At 68.2% G+C, this 19,668-nt stretch carries 18 protein-coding genes and 2 tRNA genes; 14 read left to right on the forward strand and 6 right to left on the reverse strand.

Going from position 1 to position 19,668, the window contains the following annotated elements; translation table 11 throughout:
- Nucleotides 1-8: 8 nt before the first annotated feature.
- On the reverse strand, nucleotides 9-1,577 hold the full coding sequence (locus MTAB308_RS25820; RefSeq protein WP_077103385.1) for a glycoside hydrolase family 13 protein: 1,569 nt from the start codon (nucleotides 1,575-1,577) through the stop codon (nucleotides 9-11).
- A 21-nt stretch (nucleotides 1,578-1,598) separates the two neighbouring features.
- A complete protein-coding gene (locus tag MTAB308_RS25825; RefSeq protein ID WP_077104803.1) occupies nucleotides 1,599-1,988 on the reverse strand; it encodes a globin in 390 nt (129 codons plus the stop codon).
- A gap of 132 nt (nucleotides 1,989-2,120) precedes the next feature.
- Here MTAB308_RS25825 and MTAB308_RS25830 point away from each other — a divergent pair, with 132 nt between their 5' ends.
- The 3 genes from MTAB308_RS25830 to MTAB308_RS25840 are packed head-to-tail and all read left to right on the forward strand — an operon-like array spanning nucleotide 2,121 to nucleotide 3,514.
- Complete coding sequence (locus tag MTAB308_RS25830) at nucleotides 2,121-2,768, forward strand: HNH endonuclease (protein WP_077103387.1); 648 nt, start codon at nucleotides 2,121-2,123, stop codon at nucleotides 2,766-2,768.
- 55 nt (nucleotides 2,769-2,823) lie between these two features.
- Nucleotides 2,824-3,060 (forward strand): aa3-type cytochrome oxidase subunit CtaJ, encoded by a 237-nt coding sequence (gene ctaJ, locus MTAB308_RS25835; RefSeq protein ID WP_077103389.1) that lies wholly within the window; start codon nucleotides 2,824-2,826, stop codon nucleotides 3,058-3,060.
- Nucleotides 3,047-3,514: a DUF5130 domain-containing protein gene (locus MTAB308_RS25840; protein ID WP_077103391.1), complete on the forward strand. Its 468-nt coding sequence runs from the start codon at nucleotides 3,047-3,049 to the stop codon at nucleotides 3,512-3,514. Before ctaJ ends, MTAB308_RS25840 begins: the two co-directional genes overlap by 14 nt.
- Before the next feature lie 87 nt (nucleotides 3,515-3,601).
- Here MTAB308_RS25840 and pepN read toward each other — a convergent pair whose 3' ends face one another.
- Complete coding sequence (gene pepN / locus MTAB308_RS25845; protein WP_077103393.1) at nucleotides 3,602-6,181, reverse strand: aminopeptidase N; 2,580 nt, start codon at nucleotides 6,179-6,181, stop codon at nucleotides 3,602-3,604.
- A gap of 92 nt (nucleotides 6,182-6,273) precedes the next feature.
- Between pepN and MTAB308_RS25850 the strand changes: the two genes are divergently transcribed.
- The 3 genes from MTAB308_RS25850 to MTAB308_RS25860 are packed head-to-tail and all read left to right on the forward strand — an operon-like array spanning nucleotide 6,274 to nucleotide 8,221.
- Nucleotides 6,274-6,885 carry an Rv2466c family mycothiol-dependent reductase gene (locus MTAB308_RS25850; RefSeq protein ID WP_077103395.1) on the forward strand — a complete coding sequence of 204 codons (612 nt, stop codon included), beginning with the start codon at nucleotides 6,274-6,276 and terminating at the stop codon, nucleotides 6,883-6,885.
- A 38-nt stretch (nucleotides 6,886-6,923) separates the two neighbouring features.
- On the forward strand, nucleotides 6,924-7,403 hold the full coding sequence (locus MTAB308_RS25855; RefSeq protein ID WP_077103397.1) for a ribose-5-phosphate isomerase: 480 nt from the start codon (nucleotides 6,924-6,926) through the stop codon (nucleotides 7,401-7,403).
- A 2-nt stretch (nucleotides 7,404-7,405) separates the two neighbouring features.
- Nucleotides 7,406-8,221, forward strand: coding sequence for an Fpg/Nei family DNA glycosylase (locus MTAB308_RS25860; protein ID WP_077103399.1), 816 nt, complete (start codon nucleotides 7,406-7,408; stop codon nucleotides 8,219-8,221).
- Here the strand turns inward: MTAB308_RS25860 and MTAB308_RS25865 are convergent, their stop codons facing one another.
- Together MTAB308_RS25865 and MTAB308_RS25870 are read right to left on the reverse strand one after the other, a co-directional pair.
- Nucleotides 8,222-9,415 carry a serine hydrolase domain-containing protein gene (locus MTAB308_RS25865; protein WP_077103401.1) on the reverse strand — a complete coding sequence of 398 codons (1,194 nt, stop codon included), beginning with the start codon at nucleotides 9,413-9,415 and terminating at the stop codon, nucleotides 8,222-8,224.
- A gap of 31 nt (nucleotides 9,416-9,446) precedes the next feature.
- Nucleotides 9,447-9,517, reverse strand: a tRNA-Gly gene (locus tag MTAB308_RS25870).
- Between the two features lie 143 nt (nucleotides 9,518-9,660).
- On the opposite strand from MTAB308_RS25870, the gene MTAB308_RS25875 reads away from it, so the two are divergent.
- The 4 genes from MTAB308_RS25875 to clpP2 all read left to right on the forward strand — a co-directional run bounded on the left by MTAB308_RS25875 (nucleotide 9,661) and on the right by clpP2 (nucleotide 12,588).
- Nucleotides 9,661-9,737: transfer RNA gene (locus MTAB308_RS25875), tRNA-Pro, on the forward strand.
- Between the two features lie 38 nt (nucleotides 9,738-9,775).
- The gene (tig, locus tag MTAB308_RS25880) at nucleotides 9,776-11,230 is read left to right on the forward strand and encodes a trigger factor (protein ID WP_077103403.1); all 1,455 of its coding nucleotides are present in this window, start codon (nucleotides 9,776-9,778) and stop codon (nucleotides 11,228-11,230) included.
- 126 nt (nucleotides 11,231-11,356) lie between these two features.
- Entirely contained in the window at nucleotides 11,357-11,947 is a 591-nt protein-coding gene (gene clpP1 / locus MTAB308_RS25885; RefSeq protein WP_077103405.1) for an ATP-dependent CLP protease proteolytic subunit ClpP1, read from the forward strand.
- A complete protein-coding gene (clpP2, locus tag MTAB308_RS25890; protein ID WP_077103407.1) occupies nucleotides 11,944-12,588 on the forward strand; it encodes an ATP-dependent CLP protease proteolytic subunit ClpP2 in 645 nt (214 codons plus the stop codon). The genes clpP1 and clpP2 overlap by 4 nt, the downstream gene beginning before the upstream one ends.
- A 57-nt stretch (nucleotides 12,589-12,645) precedes the next feature.
- On the opposite strand, the gene mmuM is transcribed toward clpP2, so the two are convergent.
- A complete protein-coding gene (gene mmuM, locus MTAB308_RS25895) occupies nucleotides 12,646-13,551 on the reverse strand; it encodes a homocysteine S-methyltransferase (RefSeq protein ID WP_077103409.1) in 906 nt (301 codons plus the stop codon).
- A 274-nt stretch (nucleotides 13,552-13,825) separates the two neighbouring features.
- On the opposite strand from mmuM, the gene clpX reads away from it, so the two are divergent.
- The 4 genes from clpX to MTAB308_RS25915 all read left to right on the forward strand — a co-directional run bounded on the left by clpX (nucleotide 13,826) and on the right by MTAB308_RS25915 (nucleotide 19,659).
- Nucleotides 13,826-15,106 carry an ATP-dependent Clp protease ATP-binding subunit ClpX gene (clpX, locus tag MTAB308_RS25900; RefSeq protein ID WP_077103411.1) on the forward strand — a complete coding sequence of 427 codons (1,281 nt, stop codon included), beginning with the start codon at nucleotides 13,826-13,828 and terminating at the stop codon, nucleotides 15,104-15,106.
- 28 nt (nucleotides 15,107-15,134) lie between these two features.
- Nucleotides 15,135-16,379: an MFS transporter gene (locus MTAB308_RS25905; RefSeq protein WP_077103413.1), complete on the forward strand. Its 1,245-nt coding sequence runs from the start codon at nucleotides 15,135-15,137 to the stop codon at nucleotides 16,377-16,379.
- 230 nt (nucleotides 16,380-16,609) lie between these two features.
- Nucleotides 16,610-18,574, forward strand: coding sequence for a 2-oxoacid:acceptor oxidoreductase subunit alpha (locus tag MTAB308_RS25910; protein ID WP_108637473.1), 1,965 nt, complete (start codon nucleotides 16,610-16,612; stop codon nucleotides 18,572-18,574).
- Nucleotides 18,571-19,659: a 2-oxoacid:ferredoxin oxidoreductase subunit beta gene (locus tag MTAB308_RS25915; protein ID WP_077103416.1), complete on the forward strand. Its 1,089-nt coding sequence runs from the start codon at nucleotides 18,571-18,573 to the stop codon at nucleotides 19,657-19,659. Before MTAB308_RS25910 ends, MTAB308_RS25915 begins: the two co-directional genes overlap by 4 nt.
- The last annotated feature ends 9 nt before the right edge of the window (nucleotides 19,660-19,668 follow it).

Consider the following 19,668-nt stretch of genomic DNA (forward strand, 5'->3'; position numbering starts at 1 on the left):
CTTGCGGGTCAGACCAGCCAGGCCGCCGCGTCGGGCGGCAGTTTGCCGTCAACCAACGGCGCGCTGGCCAAGATCAGCTCTCCTGGTGGCAACGCCATCGCTCGGCGGCCGGCATTCAGGGCACACACCAGGCCCCCGCCGCGGCGCCGGAAAATCAGGGTGTCCCGCGTCGCCGCCTGCCAATCCAGGCCGCCACCGGCGAATTCGCAACGGTCCCTGCGCATTTTCAGCGCCCGCCGAAAGAACGACAGCATCGAGTCGGGGTCCTCACGCTGCTTTTCGACGGTGAGCGCCGCCCAGTCCGCGGGCATCGGCAGCCAGGTGTCGGCGGTGGTCGAGAACCCGAACGGTGGCGCCTCGCCCGACCACGGAATCGGGACACGGCACCTGTCGCGGCCGCGTTCGGTATGCCCGGAGCGCTCCCACGTCGGGTCCTGCAACACCTCCTCGGGCAGGTCCAGGACGTCGGGCAGCCCCAATTCCTCACCGTTGTAGACGAACACCGCGCCCGGCAGCGCGAGCATCACCATCGCCATGGCCCGCGCCCGGCGCAGCCCGGCCTCGCCGCCGCCGTACCGGGTGACCTCGCGGCCCACGTCGTGGTTGGACAGCGTCCACGTGGGGGTGGCGTTCTCGAGGGCCGTGGCGGCCAGCGAGTTGTCGATCGCGTCGTGGATCGCGGTCGCGTCGAAGTCGATCTTGGTCAGCCGGAAGTTGAAGCCCAGATGCAGCTCGTCGGCCCGCAGATACTCGGCCCAGCGGGCGTTGTCCATGACCCACACCTCACCGATGGTCACCGCCCCGGGATAGTCGTCGACGATCGCGCGGATGCCGCGGTGGATCTCGTGCACGCTCGGGTGGTTGAAGCGCGGATCGTCATCGCTGTGGCTCAGCACCTTGACGTCGTCCTTCGCGTCGGGCAGGTCCGACGGCTTGGCCATCCCGTGCGCGACGTCGATGCGGAAGCCGTCCACGCCGCGTTCCAGCCAGAAGCGCAGCGTCTTCTCGAAGTCGTCGAAGACGTCGGGATGTTCCCAGTTCAGGTCCGGTTGCTCGGCGTCGAACAGATGCAGATACCACTGGCCGGGATTGCCGTCTGGTTCGACGATCCGCGTCCACGCCGGCCCGCCGAACACCGACGTCCAGTTGTTCGGGGGCAGCTCGCCGAGGGGACCGCGGCCGTCGCGAAAGTAGTAGCGCCCCCTCGCGTCGGCGCCGGGGCCGGCGGCCAGCGCCGCCTGAAACCAGGGGTGCTGCGAACTGCTGTGGTTGGGCACCACGTCCATGGTGATCTTGATGCCCCGCTGATGGGCCGCCGCGATCAATCGCTCGATGGCGGCCATCCCGCCGAACACCGGGTCGATGTCGCGCGGGTCCGCCACGTCGTAGCCGTGGTCGGCCATCGGCGAGACGGTCACCGGGTTCAACCAGATCGCGTCGACACCCAGGTACGTCAGGTGTTCCAGCCGGGCGGTCAGGCCGTCGAGGTCGCCGATCCCGTCACCGTCGCTGTCGGCGAACGACCGCGGATAGACCTGGTAAAAGACCGCGCTTGACCACCACGGCTCGTGGCTCATGTTGCTCCGTTCGGTTCGCAATCAGAAGGATGAATTGACCAGTGAGTGGGCGGCCATCTCCAGGTAGTCGAGCAACTCGCGCCGGTGCTCGTCGTCCAGGGTTTCCGAATCGATGGACGCGACCGCGGTGTGCATGCATCGCAGCCAGGCGTCGCGCTCGATGGGGGTGATCCGGAACGGGGCGTGCCGCATCCGCAGCCGCGGATGCCCGCGCCGCTCGGAATAGGTGCGCGGGCCGCCCCAGTACTGCTCGAGGAACATCCGCAGGCGCTCCTCGGCGCCCGCGAGGTCGTCCGCGGGATACAGCTGACTGAGAATCTCGTCCTCCGGCACCTGCGCGTAAAACCGCGACACGATCGCATTGAAGGTTTCGGCACCGCCGACAGCGTCGTAAAAGCTCACCTGATCCATCGCCTCCATTGTGGTGCATCGCCTCGGCGGCGAGGCCGGGCCTACCCTGCTGTTCACCGGAAAGACACGGCGCGCACCAGCAATAAGGGTGCGTTTGGCGGCGAATCATGGTGGACTATCCGCGGAGGATCTATGGCGCATGGCAAGAGACGCCGCAGCCACCGCAGTACCGGTGCCGCGGCAGGGTTGACCGGGCCCCCAACCGCGTCGTGCCTGCATAGCGTCGATACCCATCCGCCCACGCGCCACGAGAGCGCCTCGATCTGGAGCCGCCGACGGGTGTTGCTGCTGAATTCCACCTACGAGCCGCTGACCGCGCTGCCGATGCGGCGGGCCATCGTCATGGTCATCTGCGGCAAGGCCGACGTGGTGCACGACGACCCGGCGGGGCCGGTCATCCACTCCGCGACCAGGTCGATCGTGGTGCCGTCGGTGATCCAGCTGCGGTCCTACGTGCGGGTTCCGTACCGGGCCCGCGTGCCGATGACCCGCGCGGCCCTGATGCACCGCGACCGCTTCTGCTGCGCCTACTGCGGGGCCAAGGCCGACACCGTCGACCACGTGGTACCCCGCAGCCGCGGCGGCGACCACTCCTGGGAAAACTGCGTCGCGTGCTGTTCGACCTGCAACCACCGCAAGGGCGACAAGCTGCTCGCCGAGCTGGGCTGGGCCCTGCGCCGGGCGCCCCTGCCGCCGACGGGGCAGCACTGGCGACTGCTGTCGACGGTCAAGGAACTGGACCCGGCCTGGGCCCGGTACCTCGGCGAAGGGGCGGCCTGAACAATCCCGTGTCCGAGTGTGCGGGTAGCTCACCCGGTGGGATACGGTTTGCGTCGTGAGCCCTGCAGAGATTCACCTGTACTTCATCGGAATCCCGCTGGCGCTGGTGGTCGTGCTGTCCCTGCTGATCTGGCGGCATAAGGGACCCCACCCAGCGACCTACACGATGTCGGAGAAGTGGACCCACCCGCCGATTTTGTGGGCCGCGACCGACGAGGACGTCGGCGGCGCGCACGGCGGACACGGTGCCGCGGAGTTCTCGGTTGGAGGTGGCGCCAGTGGCACGTGGTGAAGTTGCGACGATCGAGCCCAGCGAGCTGCCCCGGGGGTCGGCGATCACCACCAGCGGACGAGTCTCGGGCGTGACCGAGCCCGGCGAGCTTTCGGTGCACTACCCGTTCCCGACCAAGGACCTGGTCGCCATCGACGACGCGCTGAAGTACGCCTCGCGCGCGTCGCGGGCGCGGTTCGCCATCTACCTGGGTGACCTGGGTAGCGACACCGCCGCGCGGGCCCGCGAAATCCTGGCCCACGTGCCGACGCCCGACAACGCGGTGTTGCTCGCGGTTTCCCCCGACCAGTCCGCCATCGAGGTGGTCTACGGCTCGGCGGTCCGGGGCCGCGGCGCCGAGTCGGCCGCGCCGCTCGGCGTGGCCGCCGCCTCGTCGGCGTTCGAGCAGGGCCACCTGGTCGACGGGTTGGTCAGCGCGATCCGCGTGCTCAGCTCCGGGATCTCTCCGGCCTGACCGGGTGCGCCCGGAACGCGCGAGGGTGCGCGGAATGCCGGGCTTTACGGCGTGTCGTCGTACAGACACGCACGCTCGCGGGTGGCGTTAGCCGGCGGCGTCGAACTTTCGGGCGTTCAGCGACCGCTTGACGCCGGCCTGGCCTTCCAGCACCAGGCGCCGCAGGGCCGGCGGAATGTCAGGATCGCCGAGGAACTCGTCGGCGGCCGCGATGCCGGCCTCGCTGATGTCCCAGTGGGGGTACAGGCCGATCACCACCGTCTGGGCGACCTCGCTGGATCGCCGCGCCCAGACTCCGGCGATCGCGTCGAAGTAGCGCGCGGTGAACGGCTTGAGCAGCTCGTGCTGCCCGGGCGGCGCGATGCCGGCGATCATCGAGCGCGCCGTGATGTTGGCCAGGGTGTCGTCCTCGACCACCGTCGTCCAGGCCTGCTCCTTCACCCGCAGCTGCGGCCGGGCCGCCGCCGCCTGGGCGCCGTGGCGCCTTCCGGCGGCGGTCGGGTCGCGCTGCACCTCGGCGTCGATGAACGGCGTCGGGAGCCCGTCGGCGTCGATCTCGCCGGCGGCGGCCAGCGCCGTCACCAGCCGCCAGCGCAGGTCGGTGTCGATCTCCAGGCCGGCCAACCCCAGCTCGGCGGGGTCGTGATCGAGCAGGTCGGCCAGCACCACGACGTGCCGCGTCGACAGCACCGACGTGCACAGCGTGTTGACGAACGCCAGCTGGTGGTCGGATCCGGGTTGCGCCGCGCGCGCCAGCTCCAGCAGCCGGTCGGCGAATTGCGGCCAGCCGTGCTCCCGCGCCCAGCCCGGCTCGGCGTAGGACGCCAGCGCGGTCTGTGCCTGCATCAGCAGCCGTTGCAGCACCCCCACCTCGGTTTCGGCCTGCACGCCGCCGGCGACCAATGCCACGAAGTCGCGGGCGCGCAGCTCGGCCTCGCGGGTCATCTCCCACGCCGCCGACCACACCAGCGAGCGGGGCAGCGGCTCGGCGATGTCGGCGATGCGCTCGAGCGCGGTCTGCAGCGACTGGGTGTCGAGGCGCAGCGAGCAATAGGTCAGGTCGTCGTCGTTGACCAGGATCAGTTTGCCGCGCGAAACCCCCACCAGTGCAGGGACTTCCGTCTGTGGTCCCTCGACGTCGAGCTCTTCGCGGTGCACCCGCACCAGCTTGCCGCTTGCATCACCGTCGTCGTAGATGCCGATGGCCAGCCGATGCACCCGCGTCTCACCCGCACCGGGCTCGGCGCCGCTTTGTCGCACGACGAACCGGGTGAACTTGCCGTCGGCGTCGACGTCGAATTCGGGTCGCAGCGTGTTGAGCCCGGTGGTCTTCAGCCACTGCCGGCCCCAGTCGGACAGGTCGCGGCCGGACGCCTGCTCCAGCGCGGCGATCAGGTCGTCGAACGTGGCATTGCCGTAGGCGTGGGTGCGGAAGTAGTCGCGCAGCCCGGCCAGGAACTGCTCCAGCCCGACGTAGGCGACGAGCTGCTTGAGCACCGAAGCGCCCTTGGCGTACGTGATTCCGTCGAAGTTCACCTCGACGGCGGCCAGGTCGGGGATCTCCGCGGCGATCGGATGCGTCGACGGCAACTGGTCCTGGCGGTACGCCCACGACTTTTCGACGGTGGCGAACGTCGTCCAGGCCTCGGTGAATTCGGTTGCCTCGCTTTGACACAACACCGACGCGAAGGTCGCGAACGACTCGTTGAGCCACAAATCGTCCCACCACGTCATGGTCACCAGGTCCCCGAACCACATGTGCGCCATCTCGTGCAGCACCGTCTCGGCGCGCCGCTCGTAGGAGGCGCGGGTGACCTTGCTGCGGAACACGTAGTCCTCGAGGAAGGTGACCGCCCCCGCGTTCTCCATGGCTCCGGCGTTGAATTCCGGGACGAACAGCTGGTCATACTTGCCGAACGCGTACGGCAAGCCAAAGTTCTTGTGGTAGAACCCAAATCCCTGCTTGGTTTGGGTGAACAACCGCTCGGCGTCCATGTGCGGGGCCAACGAGGCGCGGCAGTAGATGCCCAGCGGGATCTCGCCGTGCTCGTCGGTGTAGGAGTCCTTCCATTCGGCGTACGGGCCGGCGATCAGGGCCACCAGGTAGGTGCTCATCCGCGGCGTGGCGGCGAACGTGTGCACCCCGTCGCGGACCGACTCGGGGGCGCCGTTGGAAATCACCTTCCAGTGCTTGGGGGCGACGACCCGCACCTCGAAAGTCGCTTTGAGATCGGGCTGGTCGAAGCAGGCGAACATGCGCTTGGCGTCGGCGGTTTCGAATTGCGAATACAGGTAGGCCTCGTCGTCGACCGGGTCGACGAAGCGGTGCAGTCCCTCGCCGGTGTTGGAGTAGCGGCAGTCGGCGTCGACGACGAGCGTGTTCCGCTGCTCGAGCCCACGCAGCGGGATGCCGGTCGATTCCTCGTACCCGGACACGTCGAGTTCGCGGCCGTTGAGGGTGGCGCCACGCACCGTCTCGGCGGCGAGGTCGATGTACGTGTCGGCGCCGGGCAGCGCGTCGAACACGACGGTCGTGGTGGAGCGGAAGGTACGTTCGCCGGGCGCGCCCTTGCCGTCGGTGACGTCCAGGTGGATCTGGTAGCTGTCGACGGTGATCAGGGCGGCGCGTTCGACGGCCTGGTCGCGGGTGAGGTTAGGAAGGACCACGCGTCCAACTTACGTGCCGAGCAGGACGGGAACACCCGGGAGCGGCCTACGGTTGTGCCTGAAGGTGTCTTGACCGACGAAAGGACTGCGCTATGCCCGAGAAGAACCGAGCCGACTTCTGGTTCGATCCGCTGTGCCCGTGGTGCTGGATCACGTCGCGGTGGATCCTCGAGGTCGAGAAGGTGCGCGACATCGAGGTGCACTTCCACGTCATGAGCCTCGCGATCCTCAACGAGAACCGCGAAGGCCTGAACGACAAGTACCGCGAAATGATGAAGCACGCGTGGGGGCCGGTGCGGGTGGCCATCGCCGCCGAACAGGCCCATGGCGCCAAGGTCCTGGACCCGCTGTACACCGCGATGGGCACCCGGATTCACAACGAGGACAACAAGAACCTCGAGGAGGTCATCAAGCTGTCGCTGGCCGACGCCGGCCTGCCCGCGGAGCTCGCCGAGGCCGCGCACAGCGAAGACTATGACGAGGCGTTGCGCAAGAGCCACCACGCCGGGATGGACGCCGTCGGCGACGACGTCGGCACGCCGACCATCCACGTCAACGGGGTCGCGTTCTTCGGGCCGGTGCTGTCGAAGATCCCGCGCGGCGAGGAAGCCGGCAAGCTGTGGGATGCCTCGGTGACCTTCGCGTCCTACCCGCACTTCTTCGAACTCAAGCGGACCCGCACGGAGAAGCCCGAATTCGACTAGATCGCTAGGCGGCGACCCGCTGTGTAAGGATTGCGGGCATGCGCGTCTACCTCGGCTCTGACCACGCCGGATTCGAGCTCAAGCAGCACATCGTCGCCCACCTGAAGGAAGCCGGGCACGAGCCGATCGATTGCGGCGCGTTCACGTACGACGCCGAGGACGACTACCCGGCGTTCTGCATCGCCGCCGCGACGCGCACCGTGGCCGACCCGGACAGCCTGGGCATCGTGCTGGGCGGATCGGGCAACGGTGAGCAGATCGCGGCCAACAAGGTGCCGGGGGCCCGGTGCGCGTTGGCGTGGAGCGTCGAGACCGCGACGCTGGCCCGCGAGCACAACAACGCGCAGCTGATCGGCATCGGTGGCCGCATGCACACCGTGGTCGAGGCGCTGGCGATCGTCGACGCCTTTCTGAGCGCGCAGTGGTCGAAAGCCGCACGCCACCAACGCCGTATCGACATCCTTGCCGAGTACGAACGCACCCACCAGGTGCCGCCGGTGCCCGGCGCCCAGGGCTGAAGGTGCCCGAGGGGCACACCCTGCACCGGCTGGCCCGGCTGCATCAGCGCCGATACGGCGGAACGCCGGTCGCGGTGTCCAGCCCGCAGGGCCGGTTCGCCGCGGAGGCGGCCGTGGTGGACGGCCGGGTGCTGCGCCGCACCAGCGTGTGGGGCAAGCACCTGTTTCATCACTACGAGCCCTCTCGAGGCGGCCCGATCGTGCACGTGCATCTGGGCCTCTACGGCGCGTTCACCGAGTGGGAGCGTCCCGACGGCGCGCCGCTACCCGAACCGGTGGGGCAGGTGCGGATGCGGATGGTCGGCGCCGACTACGGCACCGATTTGCGCGGCGCGACGGTGTGCGAACTCCTCGACGAGGGACAGGTCAGCGCCATCCTGGCCAGGCTCGGCCCCGACCCGTTGCGCAGCGACGCCGACCCGGCGTGGGCGTGGGCGCGAATCGCCAAGTCGCGCAGGCCCATTGGCGCGCTATTGATGGACCAGACCGTCATCGCCGGCGTGGGCAACGTCTACCGCAGCGAGCTGCTGTTCCGCCACCGCATCGATCCGTTCCGGCCCGGGCGGGAGATCGGCGAGGCGGAGTTCGACGCGGCGTGGACCGACCTGGTGGCGTTGATGAAGGTCGGGCTGCGTCGCGGCAAGATCGTCGTGGTGCTGCCCGAACACGACCACGGTGCGCCGTCGTACCGGCCCGGGCGGCCGCGGACGTATGTGTACCGGCGCGCCGGCGATGCGTGCCGGGTGTGCGGCGGCCCGATCCGCACGGAGGTGCTGGAGGGCCGAAACGTGTTCTGGTGCCCGGTCTGCCAGAAGTGATCAATCCCGGACGCGGTCGATGAGGCCCAGCGCGGCGTAGACCTCGTTGCTCAGCGCGAGGCTGCGCGGATCCGCGTTGGCCTTGGTGGCGTCGAAACGATTCGCCACGTAGCCGTAGCCGATCCGGTGCTCCAGGTCCACGAACCCGAACGAGCCGCCCAGCCCGCCGTGACCGAAGATCCGGGGGTTGGGTCCGTTGACGCAGCGCTGGTTGAGCATGTAGCCCAGACCCCAGCCGTGGTCGGCGACGCGGGGGCCGAGCACCAAATCGGTGTCGAAACCGCCCTGCGAGACCCGGACCCGCTCCATGTGCTCACGACTCAGGAGCTTCTCCTGCGCGAGCGCGTTGTAGAAGGTCGCCAACCCCAGCGCCGACACCTGGCCGTTGGTGCCGGGGAACTCCAGCTCGCGCCACAAGCGCAGGTCGTGCGAGCCCAGTTCGTCGTCGGGCGCGAACCCCATCGCGATGGACAGTCCCGCCTTGGGGTGTTCGGCCAGGCTGGTCGGGTAGCCGGGCGCCTGCGCCTCGGCCAGCAGGTCCCTGGCGTGCGGCTTGTTCACCCGCTCGGCGCAGCGGCGCTGCTCGGTGGCGGGCAGGCCGATGTGGACGTCGGCGCCCAGCGGTTCGGCCATCTCGGTCCGCAGGTATTGGCCGATGGTGCGCCCGGTGACGCGGCGGAACACTTCGCCGACGATGAAGCCGAACGTGGTCATGTGGTAGCCCTGCGCGGTGCCCGGCTCCCACCAGGGTTCGGCGGCGGCGAGTTGCTCGCAGACGAAGTTCCAGTCGGCGACGTCTTCCCACCGCATCCGGGTGCGCGGTCCGATGACGCCGGAGCGGTGGCCCAGCACCATGGCCAGCGTGATGGCTTCCTTGCCCGCCTGACCGAACTCGGGCCAGTAGCGCGCTACCGGCGCGTGCAGGTCCAGCTCGCCGCGGTCGGCCAGCTGGTGCACGCAGGTGGCCGACAGCCCCTTGGTGCCGGACAACACCGTCGTCAGGGTGTTCTGTTTCCAGGGCCGGGTGCCGGCGGCGTTGGCCCAGCCGCCCCAAAGGTTGACGACGAGGTCACCGTCAACCCACACCGCCACGGCCGCGCCGACCTCTTTGCCCAGCACGAAGTTGCGCTCGAACGCGTCGCGGACACCGACGAACTTCGACGCGCACGAGCCGTGGATGTCGGCGTGGCGCATGGCCCCCCCCTGTTGGCGCAGGCAGTTACCGAGCGGGCGACGGGAATCGAACCCGCGTAGCTAGTTTGGAAGACTAGGGCTCTACCATTGAGCTACGCCCGCAAGCTTTAGTCGAGCGAGACTGTATCTGGCGGCGAACTTCAAATCTAATCGAAGCGGTTCTGTGATGGCTCCGTGAGGTCCCAGGGTCTGGACGGTCCCCTGCGAGGCCAATGCCCCCGGGCCGTAGGATTTCGAGGTCAGCGCGGGGTGTAGCGCAGCTTGGTAGCGCATCCGCTTTGGGAGCGGAAGGCCGCAGGTTCAAATCCTGTCACCCCGACCAACACTGGCCCGATCCACCGAACACCGAGGAGCACACCCGTGAAGAGCAGCGTCGAGCAGTTGAGCCCCACCCGGGTGCGCATCAACGTGGAGGTGCCGTTCACCGAACTCGAGCCCGATTTCCAGCGGGCCTACAAGGAGCTGGCCAAGCAGGTCCGGCTGCCCGGATTCCGGCCCGGCAAGGCGCCGGCCAAACTGCTCGAGGCCCGCTTCGGCCGGGAGGCGATGCTCGACCAGGTCGTCAACGAGGCGTTGCCCGCCCGCTACGGCCAGGCGGTCGCCGAGGCGGAAGTCCACCCGCTCGGGCAGCCCGACATCGAGGTCACCAAGAAGGAGTACGGCGAGGAGCTGGCCTTCACCGCCGAGGTCGACATCCGCCCCAAGATCGCCCTTCCGGAGCTCAGCTCGTTACAGGTCTCGGTCGACCCGATCGAGGTCAGCGACGACGACGTCGACGCCGAACTGGAGTCGCTGCGCGCCCGGTTCGGCACCCTCAAGGGCGTCGACCGGCCGGTCGCCGACGGCGACTTCGTCTCGATCGACCTGTCGGCCACCGTCGACGGCGAGGAGGTGCCGGGCGCGGCCGCGGAGGGGCTCTCGCACGAGGTCGGCTCCGGCCGGCTCATCGCGGGACTGGACGACGCGCTGGTCGGCCTGTCCGTCGACGAGTCGAAGGAATTCACCGCGCAGTTGGCCACCGGCGAGCACGCGGGCAAGGACGCGCAGGTCACCGTGACCGTCAGGTCGATCAAGGAGCGTGAGCTTCCCCCGCCGGACGACGAGTTCGCGCAATTGGCAAGCGAATTCGACACCATCGACGAGTTGCGGTCGAACCTGCGCGAGCAGGTGGGTCGCGTCAAGCGCGCCCAGCAGGCGGAGCAGATCCGGGACGCCACGATCGAAGCGCTGCTCGAGCAGGTCGACGTGCCGCTGCCGGAGGCCATCGTCAAGGCCCAGGTCGACAGCGCCGTGCACAACGCGCTGCACGGCTTCGACCACGACGAAGCGAAGCTCGCGGAGGCGCTGCACGAGCAGGGCAAGTCGCGCCAGCAGTTCGAGGTCGACGCGCACAACGCCGCCGAGTCCGACGTCAAGAAGCAGCTGCTGCTGGATGCGCTGGCCGACGAGCTGGACATCCGGGTCGGCCAGGAGGACCTGACCGAGCGGCTGGTGATGACCTCCCGGCAGTACGGCATCGAGCCGCAGCAGCTGTTCGCGTACCTGCAAGAGAACAACCAGCTGCCGGCGATGTTCGCCGACGTGCGCCGCGGGTTGGCCATTGCCGCCGTGGTCGACGCTGCGACCGTCACCGACACCGACGGCAACGCCATCGACACCAGTGAGTTCTTCGGCAAGCGCCCGGAGGGCGGCGAGGCCGTCGAAGTCAAGGGAGCCGAGGCCGAGGAAGCCAAGGTCGGCGAGGCCGTCGAAGCCAAGGGAGCCGAGGCCGAGGAAGCCGAGGGGGCCGAGGCCCCCGGCGACGGTGCGGAGTGACCCACCGTGACGCTGTGAGCGAACGCGGCCATTTCAGGGGCGGCGCGGCCGCCACACGGCGGGCCGGTTGGTTAGGGTCGGTGCATAGAAGAACTCGAGAAAGCAGGTAACCCAGTCGTGACTGAGATGCGTTCACCCTCGCAGGGCCTCAACCTCACGGACTCCGTCTATGAGCGCTTGCTCTCCGAGCGCATCATCTTTCTGGGTTCGGAGGTCAACGACGAGGTCGCCAACCGGCTGTGCGCTCAGATTCTGCTGCTCGCCGCCGAAGACGCCGACAAAGACATCTCCCTGTACATCAACTCGCCGGGCGGATCGATCAGCGCCGGCATGGCCATCTACGACACCATGGTGCTCGCGCCGTGCGACATCGCCACCTACGCGATGGGCATGGCCGCCTCGATGGGCGAGTTCCTGCTGGCGGCCGGCACCAAAGGCAAGCGCTACGCGCTGCCGCACGCCCGCATCCTGATGCACCAGCCGCTGGGCGGGGTGACCGGCAGCGCGGCCGACATCGCCATCCAGGCCGAGCAGTTCACGGTCATCAAGAAGGAGATGTTCCGGCTGAACGCCGAATTCACCGGACAGTCGATCGAGCGCATCGAGGCCGATTCCGACCGCGACCGCTGGTTCACCGCCCCGGAGGCCCTGGAATACGGGTTCGTCGACCACATCATCACCCGCGCCGCCCACATCACCAACGGAGAAGCACAGTGAACCCTCTCGATCCCCGGCTCCAGCCCCAGGCGCGGTACATCCTGCCGTCGTTCATCGAGCACTCGAGCTTCGGCGTCAAGGAATCCAACCCCTACAACAAGCTGTTCGAGGAGCGCATCATCTTCCTCGGCGTCCAGGTCGACGACGCGTCGGCGAACGACATCATGGCGCAGCTGCTGGTGTTGGAGTCGCTGGACCCCGACCGCGACATCACCATGTACATCAACTCGCCCGGCGGCGGGTTCACGTCGCTGATGGCGATATACGACACCATGCAGTACGTGCGCGCCGACATCCAGACGGTGTGCCTGGGCCAGGCCGCCTCGGCCGCGGCCGTGCTGCTGGCCGCGGGCACGCCGGGCAAGCGGATGGCGCTGCCCAACGCGCGGGTGCTGATCCACCAGCCGTCGCTGTCGGGCGTGATCCAGGGCCAGTTCTCCGATCTGGAGATCCAGGCGGCCGAGATCGAGCGGATGCGCACCCTGATGGAGACCACGCTGGCCCGCCACACCGGTAAGGACGCCGCGACGATCCGCAAGGACACCGACCGCGACAAGATCCTGACCGCCGAAGAGGCCAAGGACTACGGGATCATCGACACGGTCCTGGAGTACCGCAAGCTCTCGGCGCAGACGGCGTAACGCGGGCTCGCCGAGACTGTAATTCTGCAGCGAAAATGCGAGTAGCGGCCTGCAAAATTACAGGCTCGGTGAAAGTTCCGACGCCAACTCCGCGATGTCGGCCGGCCCCACGCGGCAGCAGCCGCCGATGATGCGCGCGCCGGCCGCGGCCCACTGCGCGGCCAATTCCGCCGAGAACCGAACGGCCCCCGTCCACGCGCGACCATCCCAGCGCTCACCGCTGTTCGGGTAGACGATCACCGGCTTGCCGACGGCCGCGGCCAGGGCGACCGCCGGCGCCACGTCGTCGGGCGCGCAGCAATTCACCCCGATCGCGACGATCTCGGGCACCCCGGCCGCCACGGCGAACGCGTCGGCAAGCGGCTGTCCGGCGCGGGTCCGCGTCCCGTCGATGGTGTAGCTGAGCCAGGCCGGCGTGCCGACGGAGCGGACCAGATCGACCAGGGCCTCGGCCTCGTCGACATCGGGCACCGTCTCGCACGCCAGCACGTCGGCCCCGGCGTCGGCCAGGGTCTCCAAGCGGGGCCGGTGCCACCGCGTCAAGGCCGCGACCGACAGGCCGTAGCGGCCGCGATATTCGGACCCGTCGGCCAGCGCGGCGCCGTACGGGCCGACCGAGGCGGCGATCAGCCCGGCCGCGCCGGCTTCGTCGCGCGCGGCCCTCGCGAGTTCGACGCTGCGGCGCAGCAGGACCGTGGCCGCGCGCCGGTCGATTCCGCGCGCCGCGAACCCTTGAAACGACGCCTGATAGCTGGCCGTCGTCGCGATCGTGGCACCGGCGCGAAAGTAGGCGGCGTGGACCGCGGCGATCTCGTGCGGCGCGTCGGCCAGCAGCCGGGCCGACCACAACGGGTCGGAAAGATCGTGTCCGCGTGCCTCCAGCTCGGTGGCCAGGCCGCCGTCGCTGATCAGTACGGATTCGCCGGGCCCACCGAACCCGGAAAACCGGACTGCCAATCCCACCCGGTAAATGTAGGGTTGTTGCAGCGGACCGGACTCGCTCGGGTAACGACCGCGACACGCCAAAGGCACGGAATGCGCGTCTCGGCAGTGAGGGGGCCGTCTAGCTATATGTTTCATTCAGACCGAAGCGCATGAACGTCCCACGAACTCCCTCGAATATCAAAGACGCGATTCAGCGGTAATGGTCGCGGGGGGCCCGAGCTAGCGGGTAGCGTCGGGGAATACATGCGGCATAGCACGACGAACGGCGAACAGGAAGTAGGCCCTCAGCACCATGGCGCGCATCGGAGACGGCGGCGACCTGCTTAAGTGCTCGTTCTGCGGGAAGAGCCAAAAGCAGGTCAAGAAACTCATTGCTGGCCCCGGTGTGTACATCTGCGATGAGTGCATCGATCTGTGCAACGAGATCATCGAAGAGGAGCTCGCCGACGCCGACGACGTCAAGCTCGACGAACTGCCCAAGCCCGCCGAGATCCGGGAATTCCTGGAGGGTTACGTCATCGGGCAGGACACCGCCAAGCGCACGCTGGCCGTCGCCGTCTACAACCACTACAAGCGCATCCAGGCCGGCGAGAAGGGCCGCGACTCCCGGTCCGAGCCGGTGGAGCTGACCAAGTCCAACATCCTGATGCTCGGGCCCACCGGCTGCGGCAAGACCTACCTGGCCCAGACGCTGGCCAAGATGCTCAACGTGCCGTTCGCCATCGCCGACGCCACGGCGCTGACCGAGGCCGGCTACGTCGGCGAGGACGTCGAGAACATCCTGCTCAAGCTCATCCAGGCCGCCGACTACGACGTCAAGCGCGCCGAGACCGGCATCATCTACATCGACGAGGTCGACAAGATCGCGCGCAAGAGCGAGAACCCGTCGATCACCCGTGACGTCTCCGGGGAGGGCGTGCAGCAGGCCCTGCTGAAAATCCTGGAGGGCACCCAGGCGTCGGTGCCGCCGCAGGGCGGCCGCAAACACCCGCATCAGGAGTTCATCCAGATCGACACCACCAACGTGCTGTTCATCGTCGCGGGTGCGTTCGCCGGGCTGGAGAAGATCATCTACGAGCGCGTCGGCAAGCGCGGTCTGGGCTTCGGCGCCGAGGTGCGCTCCAAGGCCGAGATCGACACCACCGATCATTTCGCCGACGTGATGCCCGAGGACCTCATCAAGTTCGGCCTGATCCCCGAGTTCATCGGGCGGCTCCCGGTCGTGGCCTCGGTAACCAACCTGGACATGGATTCGTTGGTCAAGATCCTGTCCGAGCCGAAGAACGCGTTGGTCAAGCAGTACACCCGGCTGTTCGAAATGGACGGTGTGGAACTGGAATTCACCGACGAGGCGCTGGAGGCGATCGCCGATCAGGCGATCCACCGCGGCACGGGCGCCCGCGGCCTGCGGGCGATCATGGAGGAAGTCCTGCTGCCGGTGATGTACGACATCCCGAGCCGCGACGACGTCGCCAAGGTCGTGGTGACCAAGGAGACCGTGCAGGACAACGTGCTCCCCACGATCGTGCCGCGCAAGCCGTCGCGCAGCGAGCGGCGCGACAAGACCGCCTAGCGTTTTCTCGATCCCGGCCGCCTGAGGCTTGAGTAGCTCCGACGCGGTTCCCCAGCGCCTGGCGCGCGCGCTGGACATACTGAACTTCCTGCTGGCCGATGTTCGCGACGGGTTGGGCCCGTACCTCTCCATTTACCTTCTGCTGACACACCATTGGGACCAGAGGTCCATCGGGTTCGTCATGGCGGTTGGCGGCATCGGGGCGATCGTCGCGCAGGCGCCGGCCGGCGCGCTGGTGGACCGGACGACGGCCAAGCGGGCGGTGATCATCGGCGGTGCGCTGACGGTCACCGCCGGATCGCTGGCAATGCCGTTGTTCCCCGGCTTCTACTCGATCTCGGTCCTCCAGGCGCTCACCGGGATCGCCGGCTCGGTTTTCGCCCCGGCGCTGGCGGCGATCACCCTCGGCGTCGTCGGCCCCCGACTGTTCTCGCGGCGGGTCGGACGAAACGAGGCGTTCAACCACGCGGGGAACGCGTCGGCCGCGGCCATCACCGGCGGCCTGGCATATTTCCTCGGGCCGGTGGTGGTGTTCTGGGTGCTCGCCGCGATGGCCGCAGGCAGTGTGCTCGCGACCCTGCGCATCCCGCGCGACGCGATCGATCACGACGTCGCGCGCGGCATGGACCACGCCGCCGGGGAGCCGCACCGGCAGCCGTCAAGGCTGGCGGTGCTGCTGCACAACCGCAGGCTGATGATCTTCGCCGCGACGGTCATCGCCTTCCACTTCGCCAACGCGGCGATGCTGCCCCTGGTCGGTCAGCTCCTGGCGCTGCACAACAAAGACGTCGGGACGGCGCTGATGGCGGGCTGCATCGTGGCCGCCCAGGTGGTGATGGTGCCGGTCGCCTACGTGGCGGGCGCCAAGGCCGATTCGTGGGGCCGCAAGCCGATCTTCCTGGCCGGATTCGCGGTGCTGGCCGCGCGCGGGTTCCTCTACACCCTGTCGGGCAACCCCTATTGGCTGGTCGGCGTCCAGCTTCTCGACGGCGTGGGGGCCGGTGTGTTCGGTGCGCTGTTCCCCCTCGTCGTGCAGGACGTGACGCACGGGACCGGCCGGTTCAACATCAGCCTGGGGGCGGTGACGGCCGCGACGGGCGTCGGCGCTGCGGTCTCGAACCTGGTCGCGGGCGCCATCGTGGTCGCCGGCGGCTACAACGCCGCCTTCGCCTTTCTGGGCGCCCTGGCCGCCGCGGGCTTCGTCGTGTATCTCGTGGCGATGCCCGAAACGGCCCCGCTACAGCGCGGCGCCCCGTCCGCACCGCGAACGTGACCAATACCACAGTTTTGGACTGTCCGCACCGCCGCCCTTGCCTGACTTCGGCATTGGGGACAAATCCGCTGCATGCAATGCTTTCGAGACGCCCATGCTCGCCTAAAAGCAGTGCCATAATTGGTACTACTAGTGACACACAAGGTCGAGCGTGCAGGAGTGGCCTCAACGGCGCGTAACCTAAAGCTCCAGCGCAGTGCCTATCCGGATGACGAATGGAAGGCGGATACGTGGATCCGAACGGCAGCGGAGCCGGGTCTGATTCTCACAATGGCTCCTCTGGGAATGGGTCGGCCGACCGCCAACGTCTAGAACAGGTTGTCATCCGATTCGCCGGGGACTCCGGCGACGGCATGCAGCTGACCGGCGACCGGTTCACGTCGGAGGCGGCGCTTTTCGGAAACGACCTCGCGACCCAGCCGAACTACCCCGCCGAGATCCGCGCCCCCGCAGGCACTTTGCCCGGGGTCTCTTCCTTTCAGATTCAGATCGCCGATTACGACATCTTGACCGCCGGCGACCGCCCCGATGTCCTCGTCGCCATGAATCCGGCGGCGCTGAAGGCCAACATCGACGATTTGCCGCGCGGCGGAATGGTGATCGCGAACTCCGACGAGTTCACCAAGCGCAACCTGACGAAGGTCGGCTACATCACGAACCCGCTGGAGTCCGACGAGCTCGAAGAGTACGTCGTGCACTCCGTCGCGATGACGACGCTGACCCTCGGGGCCGTCGAGGCGATCGGTGCGTCGAAGAAGGACGGCCAGCGCGCCAAGAACATGTTCGCGCTCGGCCTGTTGTCGTGGATGTACGGGCGGCCGATCGAAGCCAGCGAGAAATTCATCCGCGAGAAGTTCGCCCGCAAGCCCGACATCGCCGAGGCCAACGTGCTCGCGCTGAAGGCGGGCTGGAACTACGGCGAAACCACCGAGGCGTTCGGCACCACCTACGAGGTCTCCCGGGCGTCCCTGCCGTCGGGCGAATACCGCCAGATCTCCGGCAACACGGCGCTGTCCTACGGCATCGTCACCGCCGGTCAGCTGGCCGGCATCCAGGTCGTTCTCGGCAGTTACCCCATCACGCCGGCCTCGGACATCCTGCACGAGCTCTCCAAGCACAAGAACTTCAACGTGATCACCTTCCAGGCCGAGGACGAGATCGGCGGCATCTGCGCGGCGATCGGCGCCTCCTACGGCGGCGCCCTCGGCGTCACCAGCACGTCCGGACCCGGCATCTCGCTGAAGTCCGAGGCGCTGGGCCTCGCGGTGATGACCGAGCTGCCGCTGCTGGTTATCGACGTGCAGCGGGGCGGCCCGTCGACGGGGCTGCCCACCAAGACCGAGCAGGCCGACCTGCTGCAGGCGCTGTACGGCCGCAACGGGGAATCGCCGGTGGCGGTGGTGGCGCCGCGATCGCCGTCCGACTGCTTCGAAACCGCGATCGAGGCGGTGCGCATCGCGGTGTCGTACCACACCCCGGTGATCGTGCTGTCCGACGGCGCGATCGCCAACGGCTCGGAGCCGTGGCGCATCCCGGACGTTGGCTCGCTGCTGCCGATCAGGCACGCCTTCGCCAAACCCGACGAGCCCTTCCAGCCGTACAACCGCGACCCGGAGACGCTGGCCCGGCAGTTCGCCGTCCCGGGCACCCCCGGGCTCGAGCACCGCATCGGTGGCCTGGAGGCCGCCAACGGCTCCGGCAACATCTCCTACGAGCCGGTCAACCACGACCTCATGGTGCGCATTCGCCAGGCCAAGATCGACGGCATCGCCGTTCCCGATCTCGAAGTCGACGACCCGACCGGGGATGCCGAGCTGCTGCTGATCGGGTGGGGCAGCTCGTATGGTCCGATCGGCGAGGCCTGCCGGCGCGCCCGGCGCAAGGGCATCAAGGTCGCCCATGCTCACCTGCGCCACCTCAGCCCGTTCCCGCCGAACCTGGGCGACGTGCTGCGGCGCTACCCGATGGTGGTGTGCCCGGAGATGAACCTGGGCCAGCTGGCGCTGATCCTGCGTGGCAAGTACCTGGTCGACGTGCAGTCCGTCACCAAGGTGCAGGGCGTCGCGTTCCTCGCCGACGAGATCGGGCGCCTCATCCGCGCCGCGCTGGGCGGCACGCTGGCGGAAATCGAGCAAGACAAGAAGATGGTCGCCAGAATGGCGGCAGCAACGGTTGGAGCAGGAGCTAGCGAATGACCGACCTGGTTGGTGCGGACCTCGGGGTCACCCCGAGGCTGACCAAGAACGACGGCGTCCCCACGGTGTCTGCCGGGGATCAGCCGCAGAAGGCCAAGGATTTCACCAGCGATCAGGAGGTGCGTTGGTGCCCGGGCTGCGGTGACTACGTCATCCTCAACACCATCCGCAACTTCCTGCCGGAGCTCGGACTGCGCCGCGAGAACATCGTCTTCATCAGCGGCATCGGCTGCTCGAGCCGGTTCCCGTACTACCTGGAGACCTACGGGTTCCACTCGATCCACGGCCGCGCGCCGGCGATCGCCACCGGTTTGGCCTTGGCCCGCGAGGACCTTTCGGTGTGGGTGGTGACCGGCGACGGTGACGCGTTGTCGATCGGCGGCAACCACCTGATCCACGCGCTGCGCCGCAACGTCAACATCACCATCCTGCTGTTCAACAACCGGATCTACGGCCTGACCAAGGGCCAGTACTCGCCGACGTCGGAGGTCGGCAAGATCACCAAGTCGACCCCGATGGGTTCGCTCGATCAGCCGTTCAACCCGGTGTCGCTGGCGCTGGGCGCCGAGGCCACCTTCGTCGGTCGCGCGCTGGACTCCGACCGCACCGGGCTGACCGAGGTACTCCGCGCCGCCGCCGAACACCGGGGCGCCGCCGTGGTCGAAATCCTGCAGGACTGCCCGATCTTCAACGACGGCTCCTTCGACGCGCTGCGCAAGGAGGGCGCCGAGGAGCGGGTGATCAACGTCCACCACGGCGAGCCCATTGTGTTCGGCGCCAACGGAGAATACTGCGTGGTGAAGTCCGGCTTCAGCCTCGAGGTGGCCAAGACCGCCGACGTGAGCGTCGACGAGATCGTCGTGCACGACGCGCACGCCGACGACTCGGCGTACGCGTTCGCGCTGTCGCGGCTGTCGGATCAGAACCTCGACCACACCGTGCTGGGCATCTTCCGCAACATCAGCCGGCCCACCTATGACGACGCGGCACGCTCCCAGGTCCGCGCCGCGCAGGCATCCAAGCCGTTCGACTCGGCCGCGCTGCAGTCGCTGCTGACCGGGCGCGACACCTGGACCGTCGACTGAGGTGGCCGA

Source organism: Mycobacterium terramassiliense (assembly GCF_900157385.1).
GTDB lineage: Bacteria > Actinomycetota > Actinomycetes > Mycobacteriales > Mycobacteriaceae > Mycobacterium > Mycobacterium terramassiliense.

Coding starts and splice junctions, on each gene's coding strand:
- MTAB308_RS25850 (WP_077103395.1), top strand. CDS start 6,274: ATGCCCGAGAAGAACCGAGCCGACTTCTGGTTCGATCCGCTGTGCCCG.
- clpX (WP_077103411.1), top strand. CDS start 13,826: ATGGCGCGCATCGGAGACGGCGGCGACCTGCTTAAGTGCTCGTTCTGC.
- MTAB308_RS25915 (WP_077103416.1), top strand. CDS start 18,571: ATGACCGACCTGGTTGGTGCGGACCTCGGGGTCACCCCGAGGCTGACC.
- clpP1 (WP_077103405.1), top strand. CDS start 11,357: ATGCGTTCACCCTCGCAGGGCCTCAACCTCACGGACTCCGTCTATGAG.
- MTAB308_RS25825 (WP_077104803.1), bottom strand. CDS start 1,988: ATGGATCAGGTGAGCTTTTACGACGCTGTCGGCGGTGCCGAAACCTTC.
- MTAB308_RS25830 (WP_077103387.1), top strand. CDS start 2,121: ATGGCGCATGGCAAGAGACGCCGCAGCCACCGCAGTACCGGTGCCGCG.
- MTAB308_RS25820 (WP_077103385.1), bottom strand. CDS start 1,577: ATGAGCCACGAGCCGTGGTGGTCAAGCGCGGTCTTTTACCAGGTCTAT.
- MTAB308_RS25855 (WP_077103397.1), top strand. CDS start 6,924: ATGCGCGTCTACCTCGGCTCTGACCACGCCGGATTCGAGCTCAAGCAG.
- MTAB308_RS25865 (WP_077103401.1), bottom strand. CDS start 9,415: ATGCGCCACGCCGACATCCACGGCTCGTGCGCGTCGAAGTTCGTCGGT.